16 protein-coding genes are annotated in these 18,275 nt (G+C 72.4%); 12 read left to right on the plus strand and 4 right to left on the minus strand.

The genetic code is table 11. From position 1 onward, the window contains the following. Positions 1-401: 401 nt before the first annotated feature. Positions 402-2,555 carry a SpoIIE family protein phosphatase gene (locus IGS69_RS02020; RefSeq protein ID WP_190896363.1) on the plus strand — a complete coding sequence of 718 codons (2,154 nt, stop codon included), beginning with the start codon at positions 402-404 and terminating at the stop codon, positions 2,553-2,555. A gap of 111 nt (positions 2,556-2,666) precedes the next feature. On the opposite strand, the gene IGS69_RS02025 is transcribed toward IGS69_RS02020, so the two are convergent. Next, entirely contained in the window at positions 2,667-4,064 is a 1,398-nt protein-coding gene (locus IGS69_RS02025) for a S1 family peptidase (RefSeq protein WP_190896365.1), read from the minus strand. A 745-nt stretch (positions 4,065-4,809) separates the two neighbouring features. On the opposite strand from IGS69_RS02025, the gene IGS69_RS02030 reads away from it, so the two are divergent. From IGS69_RS02030 to IGS69_RS02045, 4 genes are all read left to right on the plus strand, one after another. Continuing rightward, the gene (locus IGS69_RS02030) at positions 4,810-5,025 is read left to right on the plus strand and encodes a type A2 lantipeptide (RefSeq protein WP_097222463.1); all 216 of its coding nucleotides are present in this window, start codon (positions 4,810-4,812) and stop codon (positions 5,023-5,025) included. A 137-nt stretch (positions 5,026-5,162) separates the two neighbouring features. After that, complete coding sequence (locus IGS69_RS02035) at positions 5,163-5,969, plus strand: HlyD family efflux transporter periplasmic adaptor subunit (protein ID WP_190896367.1); 807 nt, start codon at positions 5,163-5,165, stop codon at positions 5,967-5,969. Continuing rightward, entirely contained in the window at positions 5,966-8,191 is a 2,226-nt protein-coding gene (locus IGS69_RS02040; protein WP_190896369.1) for an NHLP family bacteriocin export ABC transporter peptidase/permease/ATPase subunit, read from the plus strand. The genes IGS69_RS02035 and IGS69_RS02040 overlap by 4 nt, the downstream gene beginning before the upstream one ends. A 1-nt stretch (position 8,192) precedes the next feature. Then, positions 8,193-11,018, plus strand: a complete 2,826-nt coding sequence (locus IGS69_RS02045; protein WP_190896371.1) for an NHLP bacteriocin export ABC transporter permease/ATPase subunit — start codon at positions 8,193-8,195, stop codon at positions 11,016-11,018. Positions 11,019-11,022: 4 nt separating this feature from the next. Here IGS69_RS02045 and IGS69_RS02050 read toward each other — a convergent pair whose 3' ends face one another. Continuing rightward, positions 11,023-11,550: an SRPBCC family protein gene (locus IGS69_RS02050; protein WP_190896373.1), complete on the minus strand. Its 528-nt coding sequence runs from the start codon at positions 11,548-11,550 to the stop codon at positions 11,023-11,025. Then, positions 11,547-11,897 carry an ArsR/SmtB family transcription factor gene (locus IGS69_RS02055; RefSeq protein ID WP_190896375.1) on the minus strand — a complete coding sequence of 117 codons (351 nt, stop codon included), beginning with the start codon at positions 11,895-11,897 and terminating at the stop codon, positions 11,547-11,549. The genes IGS69_RS02050 and IGS69_RS02055 overlap by 4 nt, the downstream gene beginning before the upstream one ends. A gap of 198 nt (positions 11,898-12,095) precedes the next feature. On the opposite strand from IGS69_RS02055, the gene IGS69_RS02060 reads away from it, so the two are divergent. From IGS69_RS02060 to IGS69_RS02080, 5 genes are all read left to right on the plus strand, one after another. Continuing rightward, entirely contained in the window at positions 12,096-13,103 is a 1,008-nt protein-coding gene (locus IGS69_RS02060; RefSeq protein ID WP_190896377.1) for a Ppx/GppA phosphatase family protein, read from the plus strand. A 57-nt stretch (positions 13,104-13,160) separates the two neighbouring features. After that, positions 13,161-13,355, plus strand: a complete 195-nt coding sequence (locus tag IGS69_RS02065) for a hypothetical protein (RefSeq protein WP_190896379.1) — start codon at positions 13,161-13,163, stop codon at positions 13,353-13,355. Between the two features lie 168 nt (positions 13,356-13,523). After that, positions 13,524-14,531, plus strand: coding sequence for an iron-containing redox enzyme family protein (locus IGS69_RS02070; protein ID WP_190896381.1), 1,008 nt, complete (start codon positions 13,524-13,526; stop codon positions 14,529-14,531). 21 nt (positions 14,532-14,552) lie between these two features. Next, entirely contained in the window at positions 14,553-15,209 is a 657-nt protein-coding gene (locus tag IGS69_RS02075; RefSeq protein WP_232543410.1) for a HemK2/MTQ2 family protein methyltransferase, read from the plus strand. Further along, positions 15,190-15,396 carry a CDGSH iron-sulfur domain-containing protein gene (locus tag IGS69_RS02080; RefSeq protein WP_030845123.1) on the plus strand — a complete coding sequence of 69 codons (207 nt, stop codon included), beginning with the start codon at positions 15,190-15,192 and terminating at the stop codon, positions 15,394-15,396. The genes IGS69_RS02075 and IGS69_RS02080 overlap by 20 nt, the downstream gene beginning before the upstream one ends. 163 nt (positions 15,397-15,559) lie before the next feature. On the opposite strand, the gene IGS69_RS02085 is transcribed toward IGS69_RS02080, so the two are convergent. Beyond that, complete coding sequence (locus IGS69_RS02085; protein ID WP_190896383.1) at positions 15,560-15,994, minus strand: protease inhibitor; 435 nt, start codon at positions 15,992-15,994, stop codon at positions 15,560-15,562. Between the two features lie 326 nt (positions 15,995-16,320). On the opposite strand from IGS69_RS02085, the gene IGS69_RS02090 reads away from it, so the two are divergent. Beyond that, positions 16,321-16,878 carry a hypothetical protein gene (locus tag IGS69_RS02090; protein WP_190896385.1) on the plus strand — a complete coding sequence of 186 codons (558 nt, stop codon included), beginning with the start codon at positions 16,321-16,323 and terminating at the stop codon, positions 16,876-16,878. A gap of 185 nt (positions 16,879-17,063) precedes the next feature. Then, complete coding sequence (locus IGS69_RS02095; RefSeq protein ID WP_190896387.1) at positions 17,064-18,233, plus strand: lactate 2-monooxygenase; 1,170 nt, start codon at positions 17,064-17,066, stop codon at positions 18,231-18,233. The last annotated feature ends 42 nt before the right edge of the window (positions 18,234-18,275 follow it).

Genomic DNA, 18,275 nt, shown 5'->3' on the forward strand with positions numbered 1-18,275 from the left:
ACACCCGCGCAGCCCCTGTGGGCGTTCCGTGGACCAGCGAGGACGCGGGTGCTCGAAAGAACCCGGACATGTCTTGACGCATGCGTTCCGCACGATGTTCTCGTGACAGCCGTGACTGTCCGTGCCCGGCTGGTGGCTGGAAGGCTCGGTGCTCGTCAGGAGGGGGCGTATGGAGAAGCGGTACGAGGTGTACGCGCCGACCGACCGGCACTTCTGCGCCGGGCCACGCTTCGACTGCGGGGGCATGGGCCGGGACAGTCGGGGTACGCGGGCGCCCCCTCCGGGACCGGGGCACGTGTGACCGACGGTAACCAGATGCGTGGCGGAACCGCTCGTCGTGCGGGACCGGCCGTCACAGGGGAGATTTGTTCCTGGACCCGGGCGCTGGGCCGTGCGAGGAGGTGGTCGGCGTGTCCGACGGGCAGTCGTCCGCGCAGGCGCCGGCCGCCGCCAGAACACCGGTCGGCCGGCCTCTGCTCTCCTTGGCGCTGGCGTCGATGATGGACGAGGTGCACGCCCACTCCGGCGCGGTGTACCTGATGGCGCCGGACCAGCCGGTGCTGGAGATGGCCGTGATGGCCGGTCTGCCCCGGGCGTTCGCGGCGCCCTGGGAGCGGGTGGGCCTGAGCTCCCCGATCCCGGTCGCCGACGCGGCGCGCGAGCGGCGGCTGGTGTGGGTCGGCGGCGAGGAGGAGATGGCCCGCCGCTACCCGCGGATCGCCGTCGTGCTGCCCTACCCGTTCGCCCTGGCCGCGGTACCGGTCGCCACCGAGTCCACCGTGTACGGCGCGGTCTTCGTGACCTGGCCGGGCGCGCATCCGCCGGAGATGTCCGACCACGAGCGCGAGCATCTGACCGCGGCCTGCGGCCGCCTTGCGGTCCGGCTGGAGCGGGCCGTCGAGCACAGCATCCCGCCGCACCCCGAGACCGATCTGCTCGCCTCCCCCCTGGTGGGCGGGATGGCCGGCACGCTGGGGACGGTGGAGGCGGCCCGGATGGTGAGCCGGCTGCCGTACGGCCTTGTCTCCTTGGACCTGCACGGACGCGTCGGCTTCGTCAACGCGGCGGCCGGGGAGCTGCTGAACGTCCCCGTCAGCCGGCTGCTCGGCACCCAGCTGTGGGCGTCGGTGCCCTGGCTCAACGACCCGGTGTACGAGGACCGTTACCGGGCCGCGCTGCTGAGCCAGCACGTCACCTCGTTCGTGGCGCTGCGCCCGCCCGGCGAGTGGCTGTCGTTCCGGCTGTACCCGAGCACGACGGGCCTGAGCGTCCGCATCACCAGGTCCCGGGCCGTGTCCCGGATGAACCGCACCGCGCCGCCGCCCGACGGGACGCCGTCCCGGCTCGTCACCATCTCGCAGGTGCTGGACCTGGCCGGCGCGCTGACCGAGGCCGTGGGGGTGCAGGACGTGGTGCAGCTGGTCGCGGACGAGATCGCCCCGGCCGTGGGCAGCCAGGCCCTGGTCGTGCTGGGCTCGCGGGCGAACCGGCTGCGCGTGCTCGGACATCGCGGGTACCGGGACCCGCACCTGGTGGAGCGGTTCGACGGGATGCCCCTGACCGAGTCGACACCCGGCACCCAGGTGCTGCGCACCGGCGTGCCCGCGTTCTTCGAGTCGCAGGAGCAGCTGGAGCGGCTGTACCCGGCGCGGCTCGCGACCCCCGACGGATTCGCGGCCTGGGCCTACCTGCCGCTGATCGCCCAGGGCCGCCCGGTCGGCACCTGCGTGCTCTGCTACGCCGAGCCCCACCCCTTCCCGACGGAGGAGCGGGCGGTGATGACCAGCATGGCCGGGCTGATCGCCCAGGCGCTGGAACGGGCCCTGCTCTACGACGCCAAGTACCGGCTCGCGCACGGGCTCCAGGAGGCGCTGCTGCCGCACTCCCTGCCGTCCCTGCCCGGCATCGAGGCGGTCGGCCGCTATGTGCCGGCCACTCAGGGCATGGACATCGGCGGCGACTTCTACGACCTGGTCGGCGCCCAGGGAACCGCGGCGGCGGTCATCGGGGACGTCCAGGGCCACAACGTGACGGCGGCCGGGCTGATGGGGCAGGTCCGCACCGCGGTGCGCGCGTACACGACCGTGGGGCAGGCGCCCGAGGAGGTCATGCGCAGCACCAACCGGCTGCTGCTCGACCTGGGGGCCGATCTCTTCGCCAGCTGCCTGTACCTGCGGCTCGACCCGGAGCACGGACGGGCCGTGATGTCCCGGGCCGGGCACCCCCCGCCGCTGCTGAGACGGCCGGACGGCAAGGTGCGCGTCCTCGACCTCGCGGGCGGTCCGCTGCTGGGCATCGACGCCTCGGCGGTGTATCCGACGACGGAGGTCGCCCTGCCTCCCGGTTCGCTGCTCGTCCTCTACACCGACGGGCTGGTCGAATCGCCCGGCACGGACTTCGAGGAGGCACTCGCGGACCTGGGCCGGCGGCTGGCCGACGCCGGGGACCAGCCGCTGGACGAACTGGCCGACGGCCTCGTCCACCAGGAGCGGCACACGGACGGGGAGGAACGGCTCGACGACATCGCCCTGTTGCTGATCAGGGCCCTCGGGTAGCTCCCCCGGGCCCAGCGCCGCGGAAACGCCGGTGGCCGGCCCGGTCCCGCCAGGAAGGGGGCGGGACCGGGCCGGCGGCGTCGGACGGGCTGCCGACGGCTCATGGAGGGGTCAGCGGGACTCGGTCAGACCGGAGTTGTCCTCGACGCCCTGACCCGCGTCCTGACCGGCACCGGCACCGGCACCCGCTCCGTCGCCACCGGCCTGCTCACCGGCACCCGCACCGGCCTGATCACCGGCCCCGGCTTCCTGGCCGGCTCCGGCCTCGCCACCTGCTCCGGCCTCGCCACCGGCGCCCGCTTCCTCACCGGCACCGGCTCCGGCCTCGTCGCCCGCGCCGGCTTCCTCGCCCGCGCCGGCCTCGTCACCGGCACCGCCGCCCGCGGCACCGCCCGCGCCGAGGGTCGCGCCGACCGCCTCCAGAGCGGTCGTCACCGGCTGGAAGAACGTCTCGCCGCCGACCGTGCAGTCGCCGCTGCCGCCCGAGGTCAGGCCGATGGCGAGACCGTCCTGGGTGAACAGCGAGCCGCCGCTGTCGCCCGGTTCGGCGCAGACGTCGGTCTGGATGAGGCCGGTGACCGTGCCCTCCGGGTAGTTCACCGTGGCGTCGAGGCCGAGCACCTGGCCGTCGTTGAGCCCGGTGGTGCTGCCCATCCGGAAGACCTGCTGGCCGACGGTCGCCTCGGCGGCCTCGGTGATCGGGACGGTCTGATTGCCGGTGTTGACCTCGCTGGGCGCCTCGGTCGCCGGGTCGTCGTACTTCACGAGTGCGAAGTCGCCGTTGCCGGGGAAGGTCGACTGGTCGACCGTGGCGATCGGCTGGCCGCCCTGGCTGTCGGACCACTCGTTGCCGCCGAGGGTGCAGTGACCGGCGGTCAGGAAGGCCGGGGAGCCGTCGCCCGCGGTGACGTTGAAGCCGAGGGAGCAGCGCGAGCCGCCCGCGAAGATGGCGTCACCCCCGGAGACGAACGGCTTGAAGGTGCCGGAGGACTTCTTGATGGTGGCCATGTCGGAGCCGAGCTCCTGCACGGTGCTCTCCAGTCTGTCCCACTTGGCACCGGTCACGGTGCTGTCCGCGGTCACCAGGAGCTTGTTGGTGCGCGGGTCGATCGCCCACGAGGTGCCAGCGATCGTCGCCTCGGACTTCAGCGTCGACGCCCCGTCCTGAAGCTCCGACCAGCTGTTCTCCACCTCGCGGACCTTCGCGCCGGCCGCCTTCGCCTGCACGATCACGTTGTTGTTGTCGCCCGGTACGACGTTGACGACGAGCTGCTGGCTGTCGCCGTCGTAGTAGGAGCCGCCGAACGCGTCACCGAGGAGCCCGGAGAGCTGCGAGGCGAGATCCGAGGCGTCGCCCGCCTTCAGGGTCTTCGGCGCGGCCGCCGCGTCGTCGGACGATCCGTCCTGCGAGGCATTGGCGTTGGGGAGCAGGATCGCGGCCGCTCCGAGCGCCACCACGCTGCCCGCCGCTATCGCGGCCTTGCGCTTCGGAATTCGCTTGTGACTCAAACTTCTCTCCTCCTGGGGAACGGAGTAGGTGCCGCCGTCCGGCAGCTTCTGGGGGGGCGCCTGGATGGCTGTTGGTACGCACGGGCCGCACGGGGCGTTCAATTCCGTTTGCAAGTGATCCCTTCGCATCGCGGAATCAGCCAACTCCCGTCGCCCGCACGGCGACCGCACGGCCCGCGACCGCCCTGTTCACATGGGCCGCCCCGGCGGGCCCGACCCCGCCGGATCACCAAGAGCCGTGGCCGGATGACGGTGTTTCAGCGATGGGCGTCGCTCCGGCACGGCGGAACGGAACGCTCCGTATCCGGTCGGAAACGATCTGTTGCGATCACAGAGTCGAATCCCGGCTTCAGCGAATCTGCACAGCGACTGCTCAACCCGGTCACCGAAAGGAGGGTTATCCACAACCCGGTCGCGCCGGTCACGCCTTTGGGGCGGGAGTGCCGGATTCGCCGCCCCGCCGGGCAAGGGCCTGAATGCGCCGATGCCGTGCGGCATGTGAAGAACTCGCCGACAAGCGGTGCGCAGACCTGCACGGATCGGTGCCGCTGAGGCGCAAGTTCCCTGGTGAGGAGGGCGGTTGATTGGAAGTGCGGAACCACAGCGTGCTTTGATCCATCGCACCGCGGGGGCCGCTCAGGGCATTCGGAAACGCGTGCCCGGTGCTCGTGGTGGCGGCCGTCATCTGTCCCCAGAGGGGGCCGCTCCCCCCTTGTGAGATATCCATATGAAGGGAAGTTCCATCATGAACTCCACCCCCCAGGTTGAGACCGTCGAGATCGCCGACGCCGAGCTCGACGCCGTCTCCGGTGGCCTCGCCGTGAACGCCGTGAACACCGTCACCGACACGGTCGACAGCATCGCCCCGGTCTCCGGCCTGGTGAACACGGTCGTCGGCACCGTCGAGGGCGCCACCGGCCTGAACACGGCCCCGGTCACCAACCTGGTCGCCGGTCTCTGATCGAGCCCCTGTGCCGTTGAGTCCCGGAACCGCAGCCGGCGGTTCCGGGTTCTTCGGGTTCCGCATGCACCTCTTGCCCGGTCGCCGGCACCTTCGCCACGGCCGTGAGTACCTCTTCTACGGGTGAGGGAAGTTCCTTGCAGTTCCGCCAACAGGCCCTCGCCAAGCTCCAGTCGCCGGAGGAACTCGACCTCCCGGTGCGCTTCGCCCGCCCGCAGGGCTGGCTCGTGCTCTCGGTGACCGTGGTCGCGATGGCCGCCGCCTCGGTGTGGGCGGTGACCGGCTCGGTGACCTCCACCGTCAGCGCACCCGCCATCCTCACGCACGGGCAGGGCAGCTACCTCCTGCAGAGCCCCGTCGCGGGCCAGGTCACGGCAGTGCTGGCCAAGCAGGGCCAGCAGGTGCCCGCGGGCTCCCCCGTGCTCAAGGTCCGTACGGCCAAGGGCGACGCGGTCGTCCGCACGCTCGACGCGGGCCGCGTCTCCGCGCTCGCCGCGACCGTCGGGCAGATCATCCAGACCGGCGCGAACGTCGCCGCCGTCGAGAAGGTCGCCCGCACGAAGGACCCGCTCTACGCGACCGTGTACGTCCCCGCCGAGAACGCCGCCTCGATCCCCGACGACGCGGCCGTGGACCTGACCGTGCAGTCGGTGCCGACGCAGGAGTACGGCGTGCTGCGCGGCCATGTGAAGTCGGTGGACCGCTCGGCCCAGTCCCCGCAGCAGATCGCCGCGTTCCTCGGGGACAGCCAGCTGGGCGAGCAGTTCACGAAGAAGGGCAGGCCGGTTGCTGTGACGGTGCGGCTGGACAAGTCCTCCGCCACGAAGAGCGGCTACCGGTGGTCGTCCGCGGACGGGCCCCCGTTCAAGCTGACCTCCATGACCCTGGCCTCCGGCTCGATCCGGCTGGCCGACCAGCACCCCGTCGACTGGCTGCTGCCATGAGCGCGACCGCGCAGGAGCCCCGGAGCCGGCGCCGCGCCGCCCCGCCGAAGCGCAAGGTGCCCAAGGCCCGGGCCAAGACCGTCCGCACACCCACCGTGCTCCAGATGGAGGCCGTCGAGTGCGGCGCCGCCTCCCTGGCGATGGTGCTCGGCCACTACGGCAAGCACGTCCCGCTGGAGGAACTGCGCATCGCCTGCGGTGTCTCCCGGGACGGCTCGCGCGCCAGCAACCTCCTGAAGGCGGCCCGCTCCTACGGCCTGACGGCCAAGGGCATGCAGATGGACCTGGCCGCCCTCGCCGAGGTGAAGTCGCCGGCCATCCTGTTCTGGGAGTTCAACCACTACGTCGTCTACGACGGCATGGGCCGGCGCTTCGGCCGCCGCGGCGTCTACATCAACGACCCCGGCAAGGGCCGCCGGTTCGTCCCCATGGAGGACTTCGACGGCAGCTTCACCGGCGTCGTCCTGGTGATGGAACCCGGTGAGGACTTCGCCCGGGGCGGCCGCAAGCCCGGCGTCCTGGGCGCGATGCCCGCCCGGCTGCGCGGCACGGCGGGCACGATGCCCGCCGCCGTCCTGGCGAGTCTGCTGCTGGTGGCGGTCGGCGCCGCGGTGCCCGCGCTGAGCCGCACCTACATCGACGAGTTCCTGATCGGCAACCAGACCTCGCTGCTCGGCGTGCTGTTCACCTCGATGGCGGCGTGCGTGCTGCTCACCGTCGTCCTGACCTGGCTCCAGCAGGCCAATCTGCTGCGCGGCCGCATCATCTCCTCCACGCTCTCCAGCGCCCGCTTCCTGCGGCATCTGCTGCGGCTGCCGGTGACGTTCTTCTCCCAGCGCAGCCCGGCCGACCTGGTGCAGCGCCTGCAGTCCAACGACGCGGTGTCCGAGACCCTCTCCCGCGACCTCGCCGCGGCGGGCGTCGACGCGATCGTGGTCGTCCTGTACGCGGTGCTGCTCTACACCTACGACCCGCAGCTGACGTTCGTCGGTATCGGCGTGGCCCTGCTGAACGTCGTCGCCATGCGGGTCGTCGTCCGGCTGCGGGCCACGCGCACGGCGAAGCTGCGGGCGGACACGGCGCGGCTCACCAACACCGCCTACACCGGCCTCCAGCTCATCGAGACGATGAAGGCGACCGGCGGTGAGGACGGCTACTTCCGCAAGTGGGCCGGGCAGCACGCCACCACTCTGGAGGAGCAGCAGCGGCTCGGCGTGCCGAGTGCCTGGCTGGGGGTGGTCGCGCCGACGCTCGCCACCCTCAACAGCGCGCTGATCCTGTGGATCGGCGGCATGCGGGCGGTCGAGGGGCACATCTCCGTCGGTCTGCTGGTCGCCTTCCAGGCCCTGGTCACCCGGTTCACGGCCCCGCTGACCCGGCTGAACGGCGTCGCCGGCCGCATCCAGGACTTCGCGGCGGACGTGGCCCGGCTGAAGGACGTGGAGAACTTCAAGGCCGACCCGCTCTACGGCCGCCCCGGCTCCGGCGAGTCCACGCGCCGCCTCCAGGGCCATGTCGAGCTGGAGAACATCACGTTCGGCTACAGCCCGCTCGACAAGCCCCTGCTCACCGGCTTCGACCTGACGGTCGGTCCGGGGCAGCAGGTCGCGCTGGTGGGCGGCTCGGGCAGCGGCAAGTCGACGGTGTCCCGGATGATCTCCGGGCTGTACGCCCCGTGGGAGGGCGTGATCCGTATCGACGGACAGCGCATCGACGACATCCCGCGGGGGGCGCTGGCCGCTTCGGTCTCCTTCGTCGACCAGGACGTGTTCCTCTTCGAGGGGACGATCCGCGACAACGTGGCGCTGTGGGACCCGTCGATCCCCGACGAGGCGGTGGAGGACGCCCTGCGCGACGCGGCTCTGCTCGACGTGATCACGCGCCGCCCGGGCGGCATCCACAGCAGGGTCGAGCAGGACGGCCGCAACTTCTCCGGCGGGCAGCGCCAGCGCCTGGAGATCGCCCGGGCGCTGGTGCGCCGGCCGAGCATCCTGGTGCTCGACGAGGTGACGAGCGCGCTGGACGCGGAGACCGAGCAGATCGTGATGGACAACCTGCGCCGGCGCGGCTGCGCCTGCGTGGTGATCGCGCACCGGCTGAGCACGGTGCGCGACAGTGACGAGATCGTCGTCCTGCAGCACGGCACGATCGTGGAGCGCGGACGGCACGAGGACCTGGTGGCCCGCGGCGGCGCGTACGCGGCACTGGTCAGGGAGCGGTGAGATGACGGCCGTTCACGAAGGGCACGACGGCGACCTGGTGCTGGGCGCCTTCGGGCAGATGGGTTCGCGCATCGACTGCGCCGGGTTCAACCGCCTCGACCTCGAAGGCCCGCAGGTGCTGTGGCTGGTCGCCTCCGGCGCCGTGGATCTGTTCGCGGTCGACGCCGGGCAGCAGGGCCACTGGCACCATCTGGGCCGGCTGGAGGCGGGCTCGCTGGTGCTCGGCCCGGTGCCGGGCCCGCAGCACACTCTGGTGGCCCGGCCGCTGCGGGACTGCGTGGTGCACCGCATCGGCCTGCGCGAGCTGTACCAGCCGGCCAACACGGCGACCTGGTCGTACGACGAGTACGGCAACCCGCAGTACGTGCCGCCGACGACGAGTCCGCTGGAGTACGCGCTCGCCCTCGGGGTCGGCCGGAGTCTGTCGATCCTCTTCCAGGCGCCGATGGCCACCGAGCGGGCCGCCGCGCCCACCGACGACGACGTGTTCTGGATGCAGGTGCCGCCGGGCAGTGTGCAGTACGGCTCGCTGTACGGCGCGGAGGCCGCGGCCGACCTGCTGATGGACCCCGCGCTGTGGCAGTCCATGGTCGACCAGCAGTACCGGCTGCTGACCACGCTGGACCGCTGGATCGAGCAGCTGGAGCGCACCCACGAGACGCGCACCGCCGAGGGCATCAAGGCCGGGGAGGCGGTACGCGCCCAGGCCGACCGGACGCTGCTCGCCTCCATCGGCAAGCGCTCCTCGAAGAGCACGACCGCGGCCGACGCGGACGCCACGTACGCGGCCTGCAAGCTGGTCGGGCAGGCGGCCGGGATCCGGATCACCGAGCCGACCCAGAAGGGCACCGGCGGGGACCGTCTCGACCCGGTCGAGCAGGTCGCCCTGGCCTCCCGCGTCCGGACCCGGGCCGTACGGCTCGACGGCCGCTGGTGGCGGGACGACGTGGGGCCGCTGGTGGGTCAGCGGGCCCTGTCGGGTGCGCCGGTGGCGCTGCTGTGGCGGCGCGGCGGCTATGTGGCGGTGCATCCGTCGACCGGCCGGGAGACGCCGATCGAGAAGGCCAACGCCGAGGAGTTCGAGCCGCGCGCTGTGATGTTCTACCGCCCGCTGCCGGAGAAGCGGCTCAGTCCGCTGGGGCTGCTGCGGTTCTGTATGCAGGGCATGCGCGGCGACCTGACGGGGCTGCTGCTCAGCGGTCTGGTGACGGTCGCGATCGGCGCGCTCGTGCCGGTCGCGACGGGCAAGGTGCTCGGCGAGTTCGTGCCGAAGGCGCAGACGGGCCTGATCGTGCAGGTGTGTCTCGCGGTGATGCTGAGCAGCGTGGTGGCCGCGGCCTTCATGCTGTTGCAGAACCTGACGATCCTGCGGATCGAGGGCCGGATCGAGGCGACGCTCCAGCCGGCGGTGTGGGACCGGCTGCTGAGACTGCCGACGAAGTTCTTCACCGAGCGCTCCACGGGCGAACTGGCCAGCGCGGCCATGGGCATCAGCTCGATCCGCAGGCTGCTGGCGGGTGTCGGGCCGACGGTCGCCCAGTCGGTGACGATCGGCGCGATGAACCTGGGGCTGCTGTTCTGGTTCAGCGTGCCGATGGCGATGGCCGCGATCGGCATGCTCGTCGTCATCGCGGCGGTGTTCCTGGGGCTCGGGTTGTGGCAGGTGCGCTGGCAGCGGCGTCTGGTGGTGCTCTCCAACAAGCTGAACAACCAGGCGTTCCAGACGCTGCGGGGTCTGCCCAAGCTGCGGGTGGCCGCCGCCGAGAACTACGCGTACGCCGCGTGGGCGTCGGAGTTCGCGCGCAGCCGGGAGCTCCAGCAGAAGGTCGGCCGCATCAAGAACCTCACGACGGTGCTGGGCGCCGTGTACCTGCCGCTGTGCACCCTGCTGATGTTCATGCTGCTGGCGGGCCCGGCCCGGGGGTCGATGTCGGCGGCGGCGTTCCTCACGTTCAACACCTCGGTGACGATGGTGCTGACCTCCGTCACACAGCTGACGGGCTCGTTCGTCTCGGCGGTGGCCGCGCTGCCGCTGTTCGAGGAGATCAAGCCGGTGCTGGACGCGACGCCGGAGGTGCGCACCGCGAGCACCCGGCCGGGTCCGCTGACCGGCGCGATCGAGGCGCGGCGGGTGTCCTTCCGCTACTCGGACGACGGTCCGCTGGTCCTGGACGACGTGTCGTTCGAGGCGCGCCCGGGCGAGTTCGTCGCGGTCGTCGGCCCGAGCGGCTGCGGGAAGTCGACGCTGCTGCGGCTGCTGATCGGGTTCGACCGGCCGGTGTCGGGCAGCGTGCTCTACGACGGGCAGGACCTGGCGGCCCTGGACCAGTCGGCGGTGCGCCGCCAGTGCGGTGTGGTGCTCCAGCACGCGCAGCCGTTCACCGGTTCGATCCTGGACGTCATCTGCGGCACCGAGCCGTACACGCCGGAGGAGGCGATGGCGGCGGCCGAGATGGCCGGTCTCGCCGAGGACATCAAGCGGATGCCGATGGGGCTGCACACCATCGTCGCGGGCAGCGGAGCCGTCTCCGGCGGCCAGCGCCAGCGGCTGATGATCGCGCAGGCGCTGATCCGCCGGCCGCGCATCCTCTTCTTCGACGAGGCGACCAGCGCGCTCGACAACGAGACGCAGCGCACGGTCATCGAGAGCACCAAGGCCCTCAACGCCACCCGGATCGTCATCGCGCACCGGCTGTCGACCGTGCTGGACGCCGACCGGGTCGTGGTGATGGAGGAGGGCAAGGTCATCCAGCAGGGCCCGCCGGCGCAGTTGCTCGCCGACACGGGAGGCCGGCTGCACGAGCTGGTGCGGCGTCAGATGGCGTGAGCGGTCAGTCCACTCCGGGCACCGGCGCGCCGGAGGGCACTCCCGCCGCGACATAGGCGGCGTAGAGCTCCTTCCAGGGCGCGTCGGCCCCGGCGTGCGGTCCGGCGCTCTCCTCACCGCGCGCCCTGGCGTCCAGCGCGGCCAGGCACACCTCCCAGCCGGCGCCGTTGCGGGCGGCGCTGTCCTGGGCGTCGAGGACGTTGGTGAGCGTGAGGCGGGTGCTCTTCTCGCCGGTTTCCTCCAGGTCGAAGTGGAGTTCGTCCCCGCCCCACTCGAACGACAGGTGATGGGGCGGGTCGACGGCGAGGACCCGGCCGGTGGAGTCCTCCATGTGCGGATCACCGCTGAACCGGACGGTACCGCCGGGGCGCAGCTCGATCTCGGCGCGGGAGGGGAACCAGCGCTCCAGCTCGTCCGCGTCGGTCACGAACTGCCAGACGCGGTCCACGGGGTGGTCGTAGAGGCGGCTGAAGCGGACGGCGGGGCGGCCGTCGTCCAGGGTCAGATAGGTGCCGGTGAGGTCGGCGGTCATGTCGGATCAGTCCTTCGGTGCGGTGGTTCGGGGGCGTCCGGCGTCTCGTCGAGGCGGCGGCCCAGCGTGTCGAGGCTCTTGTTCCACAGCGCCCGGTAGGGGGCGAGCCAGGCGTCCAGGGCGGCGATCGGGGCGGGGTCGAGGGCGTAGACCCGGCGCTGCGCGTCCTGCCGGACCCGGACCAGTCCCGCCTCGCGCAGCACCTTGAGGTGCTTGGAGGTGCTCGGCTGACTCAGTCCGCACGCCTCGACGATCTCACCGACGGACCGGGGCCGCTCCAGGAGCAGCGCGACGATGGCCCGCCGGTGGGGGTCGGCGAGTGCGGTCCAGAGGGCGGCGTCGGACATGACTCCAATATGCCTCGGGCGTTATATGCGCGTCAAGGAATATGCGAGCCGGGGAGGGCAGCCGGCGAAAGCGTTGCCGTTTCGTTCGTGCCGGCCCTTCTCCCCTGCGGCACGCGCGTCCCCTGCGGGGTGGCGCGTCCTCGCCGGTCCGCGGCGTGCGATCTGTTGACCCGCCCGGTAAATGGGTACCCACCGCCCATGCGTATCAGCGTGGTGGACGTGGGATCGAACACGGTCAGGCTTGTGGTCGCGGACGCGGCGGACGGGGTGCCGCTGCCCGTGCACACCGCCAAGTGGCGACTCAGGCTGTCCGAGCAGATCAGACCGGGGGGACCCATCCCGGAGCAGGCCGTCGGGCAGCTCGTCGACGCGGTGACCGAGGCGAGCCGGACCGCCACCCGGTGGGGTGCCCCCGACCCGCCGGCGTTCGCGACCGCCGTGGTGCGCAACGCGCCGAACCGGCACGAGGTGCTGCGCACCGTCCGCGCCCGTACGGGCGTCGACCTGTGCACCCTGCCGGGCGAGGTCGAGGCCGAACTGACCTTCCTCGGGGCCCGGCGCTGGATGGGCTGGCGCTCGGGGCCGCTCGCCCTGCTCGACATCGGCGGCGGCACCCTCGAAGTCGCCTTCGGGCGCGGCCGGTTGCCCGACTTCGTGGCGTCGCTTCCGCTGGGGGCACGGCGGTTGACGCACGAGTTCTTCGAGGACGAGGACCCGCCGTCGCCGGAGCGGGTGCGGGCGCTGCGCCGCAAGGTCCGCCATCAGCTGCGGGACGTGGCGGCGCGGATCCGCTGGGAGGGCCCGCGCACCGCGGTCGCCACCTCCCGCACCTTCCAGCAGCTGGGTCGGCTCTGTGGCGCGGCACCCGGACGCCACGGCCCGTTCGTGGACCGGCAGCTGCACCGCTCCGAGCTGCAGGAGGCGATCACCCGGCTGGCCGCCCTGCCCGCCGCGGAACGCGCCCACCTGCCCGGTATCTCCGCCCCGCGCGCCGCACAGAGTCTGGCGGGAGCGGTGGTGGGGCACACCGCGCTGAAGCTGACCGGCATCAAGGCCGTCACGGTCTGCCCCTGGGCGATCCGGGAGGGCGTGCTGCTGCGCCACATCGAGGACGGGCCCTCCTGGTGGGCGGAAGTCGCCCGCCGCAGCGGGGAGGCCGCTGCCCCCGACCCGGTGCAGCTGCGGATCGCCGCCACCTCCGGCTGACCGCCGGGGCCCGGGACGGGCCGTACCGAAGACAGGAACAGCAGGAAGGAGACCTCCGTGTCCCAGCACCAGGATCACGGCCACGACCAGCACGGCGCGCCGCCCGAGACGGCGCTCGAGGAGGTGCTGCGCGAGGTCGAGGACGCCGAGAACCGCACCCGCGACTCCGCGGAGCAGCGAGGCCACCGGGGCGAGGCCGGGGAGGCCGTCAGCCCCAACCCGCGTGCGCAGGAGCACTCCGAGGGGGAGTGAGGAGGACGGGGCCGGGCTACTGGGACGGGGGCCCTGGCGATCGCGCCGCCGGGGCCCCCGCCACACCCGGAGGTCTCGGCCGCGAGCGCCTTCGTGACATGCGCGCGTACCCCCTGGGGCGCGTGTCACGCGAGGGGTGCCCGGTCACTGTGCGGGTACCCGGTACGCATGGAGCACCAAGGACCACGACTGCCGACCCCGCGCGGCCCGCTGAGCAGTGGCGTCGACGCGTATCTGCGGGGCGCGGGCCGCCTGCCCGGCCTCGAGGAGGCCGCCCGCGCCGAGGTGTACGGCGACGACCTCCAGCTCGCCCTGTACCTGTGCTACGAGCTGCACTACCGCGGCTTCGCGGAGGTCCCCGCCGAGCGTGAGTGGGATCCCGGCCTGCTGCGCGTCCGCGCGGCCATGGAGCAGCGCTTCCTGTCCGCGCTGCGCACCGACGCGCATGTCCACGCGAGCGTGGACGAGGCACTGGCCGGCTTGCTGGTCGAGCCCGTCGAGGGCACCGGCGTGAGCCACTTCCTGCGCGCCGAGGGCGAACTGTGGCAGGTGCGCGAGTACGCCGCCCAGCGCTCCCTGTACCACCTCAAGGAGGCGGATCCGCACGCCTGGGTGCTGCCGCGGCTGTGGGGCCGGGCGAAGGCGGGGATGGCCGCGGTGGAGTTCGACGAGTGGGGCGGCGGCCGGGCGGAGCGCGTGCACGCGGCCCTGTTCGCCGACCTGATGACGGATCTGGGCCTGGACACCGCGTACGGCCACTATCTCGACGTCGCGTCCGCCGAGGCCCTGGTCACCGTCAACATGATGTCCCTGTTCGGGCTGCACCGGGCCCTCAGGGGCGCCCTGGTCGGGCACTTCGCGGCGGTCGAGATCACCTCGTCGCCGGGGTCGCGGCGGCTCGCCGAGGCGATGCGCCGCACGGGCGCCGGGCCCGCGGCGGAGCACTTCTACGACGAGCACGTCGAGGCCGACGCGGTCCACGAACAGGTGGTCCGTCACGATGTCATCGGCGGGCTGCTGGAGCAGGAGCCGCGGCTGGCCGCGGACGTCGCCTTCGGCATCGACGCCACCGAGTTCGTGGAGGAGCGCTTCGGCGCCCGGCTGCTCACCGACTGGCGTGCGTCACGTTCGTCACTGCGTGCCCCGCTTGCCCGGGAAGCAGCTTATATCTCCTGATTTCGGGGGTACTCGACGTCCGTGATTGCACTGGTACCCCCGGGCGTGTACGCCCCGCAGGAGGACACCGAGCTGCTGGCCGGTGCCCTGTTCGACGAGCCCCTGCCGCCGGGCGCGGACGTCCTCGACGTGGGCACCGGCAGCGGCGCCCTGGCCCTGGAGGCCGCGCGCCGGGGCAGCCGCGTGACCGCCGTCGACGTGTCCCGGCGCGCCGTGTGGGCCGCGCGGCTGAACGCCCGGCTCGCCGGACTCCCGGTCCATATCCGGCACGGGAATCTTTTCGAGCCCGTACACGGGGAGACGTTCGATCTGATCCTGGCCAACCCGCCGTACGTGCCGGCGCCGGACGGTCATCGCAGGCCGCCGCGGGGCGCGGCGCGGGCCTGGGACGCGGGCGGCGACGGACGGATGGTCGTCGACCGCATCTGCCGGGAGGCGCCCGGTCTGCTGCGGCCGGGTGGGGTGCTGCTGCTCGTGCAGTCGGCGCTCAGCGGGCCGGACCTGACGATCGGGCGGTTGCGCGAGGCCGGCCTGAAGGCCGCGGTGACCCGTCGGCGCCGGATCGCGCTCGGGCCCGTGCTGCGCGGCCGGGAACGCTGGCTGCGGGAGCGGGGGCTGCTGCCCGCCGCCGACGACAAGGAAGAGCTGGTGGTCGTCCGTGCCGAACTCCCCGTCTGACCGTCCTGCCGCGCCGCGCCGCGTCACCGTCCAGCGCAAGGGCCCGCTGCTGATGGAGGGCCCTGTGGAGGTGGAGCTGGAGGACGGTTCGGTCGTCAGCTCCGACCGCTTCCGCGTCGCCCTGTGCACCTGCCGCCGCAGCCGCCGCTACCCGTGGTGCGACACGAGTCACCGCGACCGGGCGTGAGGCCCCGGGCACGGTAACGCCCAGAGGCCGGCGGGCGGCCCCACTCCGCCCGCCGGCCCCCTCGCACGAGATCGCGACTTCCGTGACAACGGCCCGGCTCCCCAGCCACGGCCCGCTGCGCTTCACGGATTCAGCACGATCCCGGTCTGTGGGTCCAGCCCTCTCAGAAGGAGAAGACTCCCGTTCCGTAGGCGTTCTTCATGCAGTCGTTGGAGAAAGTGCGCTCGTAGGAGACGCGCTTGCCCTGCCAGACGCCGTCCACGGTGACCACCACGGGGTCGTACTGCTTGGTGCACATCACGCCGTCCCTCGCGGCCAGGGCGTCGAAGTCCCCGCCGACGCCCCGCAGTTCCGCGCATGCCGAGCCGGCCGCCGGGTGCGTGCCGGCCGCCGTCGGGGCACAGGTCAGGGTGACCGCGCGTTCCGGAGTCGCTGCGATCGCGCTCTCGCCGTGGCCCACCGTGAGGACGAGGGCCGACGGGGCGTAGAGCGCGGTGGGGGCCTGACCCGGGGAGGCGAGCGCGGCCCCGGTGAGGGGTCCGCAGACGGCGGTGGCCGTCATGCCGAGGATCATGGCCCAGCGCGCGGTGTTCCGCATTGTGTGCATCCTTCCGCTTCGATTACGGGGTGTGCCGGTCCGTGCTCGGTCGGTGCCCGGAGCGGCGAGCGCGAGTCTGCCGAGTCCGCCGCGGAAACACACATCGACCCCACGGGTTTCAGTAACATTGCGTGTTGAATCAGTGGCGCGAAGTTACGGAATGCGCGCGGATGAAGCCCGTAACTGCGCGGTGTGCGGGGGCATGAAGCGGCCAGATGGCCGATTCCCGTGCGTTCGTTAATAGGCCTGAAACATTCCGATTCCGCTCTCGGCCGACTGCTTTGCGACCCCTTGTGTTCATGGACCGGCCGAGTAATCGTCATTACATGATTACGAATGAGCAGCGAGAGAAGCTCCGCGGCTGGTTCGCCGGTCGCCTGCCCGACGACCTCTTCGAGGAGCTGACCGAGATCACGGTCGATCGCGAGGAGATCACCGTCATCGGCCGCATTCCCGCACCCAGGCTGGCCGCGGACGCCCCGGCCACCGAACGGGAGGCGGCCCTGGAGAGCCGGGTGCAGGAATTCCGGGAGCGCACCCGCGAGGACCGCATGGCCGTGGCCCGGGAGGCCGAGCACCGGTTCGGCCGGAAGGTGTCCTGGGGCGTGGAGTGCGGCGGGCGGCGCACCCTCTTCACGCACGTGGCCGCGCCGGTCATGACGCGGCTGCGCCAGCCGGAGCGCCAGGTCCTCGACACCCTGATCGCCGGCGGCGTCGCGCGCAGCCGCAGCGACGCACTGGCCTGGTGCGTGCGCCTGGTCCAGCGTCATACCGACGACTGGCTCGCCGAGTTGCGCGAGTCACTGGAACACGTGCAGCGCGTCAGGGCCCAGGGCCCGGACTCCGAGCCGGACCCCGCACCGCCCGCGGACGACGAGCAGTGACCCGTTGCCGGACCCTCCGGCTACGGTGCCCACCGGGCACTGGCCGATGTTCTCGCAGCCGGGCGCACCGGCCCGTGTGCTGCGCGAGGCGGCGGTCCGCACCCTGATCCACCGGAGCGCATACCGCTCGGTATCGTCGCCCCCGGCACGGTCTCGACGAGGAGACGACGAGAGGCGGGGCGTACATGGGCAAGCACTGGGCGGACTTCCAGTACGAGATCTATCTGAACGGGATGACGGGTGCCGTTCCGCGGCTGCCCACCGATCTGACCCGGCTGGAGGAGCTCACCGAGCAGCGGCTGGGGCCCGGCCCCGTCGGGTATGTGGCGGGCAGCGCGGGGGACGGCAGTACGGCCCGCGCCAACCGGGCGGCCCTGGAGCGCCGCAGGATCGTGCCGCGCATGCTGCGCGACGTGCACGAGCGGGATCTGTCCGTCGAGGTCCTGGGCCGCGCCCTTCCGGCCCCCCTCGCGCTGGCCCCGGTCGGCGTGCTGTCGATCATGCACCCGGACGCCGAGTCCGCCGCGGCCCGGGCCGCGGCCGCACAGGGCGTTCCGTACATCCTGTCGTCGGCGTCCAGCACGCCCATGGAGCAGGTCGCCGAGGCGATGGGGGACGCCGAGCGCTGGTTCCAGCTGTACTGGCCGAAGGACCCGGAGGTGGCCCGCAGCTTCCTGAACCGGGCGAAGGCGGCCGGGTTCACCGCCCTGGTGGTCACCCTGGACACGCCGCTGCTGTCGTGGCGGCCGCGCGATCTCGACCAGGCCTACCTGCCGTTCCTGCACGGGGTCGGCACGGCCAACTACTTCTCGGACCCGGCGTTCCAGGCAGGCCTGGCCAAGCCGGTGCACGAGGATCCGAACGCGGCCGTGATGCACTTCGTGGGGATGTTCTCCGACCCGGCCAAGAGCTGGCCGGACCTGGCGTTCCTGCGGGAGAACTGGGACGGCCCGATCGTCCTCAAGGGCGTCCTGCACCCGGACGACGCGCGACTGGCCGCCGACGCCGGCATGGACGGCGTGGTCGTCTCCAACCACGGCGGCCGGCAGGTGGCCGGCTCCGTCGCGGCGGCCGACGCGCTGCCCCGCGTGGCACAGGCGGTGGGCGACCGGCTCACCGTCCTCTTCGACAGCGGCATCCGCACCGGCGACGACATCGTCAAGGCCCTCGCCCTCGGCGCCCGCGCGGTCCTCGTCGGCCGCCCGTATGTCTACGGCCTCGGCCTCGACGGGCAGTCCGGCGTCGAGCACGTCATCCGCTGCCTGCTCGCCGAACTCGACCTCACGCTCGCCCTGTCGGGGCACGCGACACCGAGCGCCGTCGGCCCGGCCGACCTCGTCGAGGACCCGGCCTGAGCGGGGGCTGCGCGGCTCGCCGGCCGCGCAGCCCCCGATCGG

It is taken from the genome of Streptomyces tuirus, from assembly GCF_014701095.1.
GTDB lineage: Bacteria > Actinomycetota > Actinomycetes > Streptomycetales > Streptomycetaceae > Streptomyces > Streptomyces tuirus.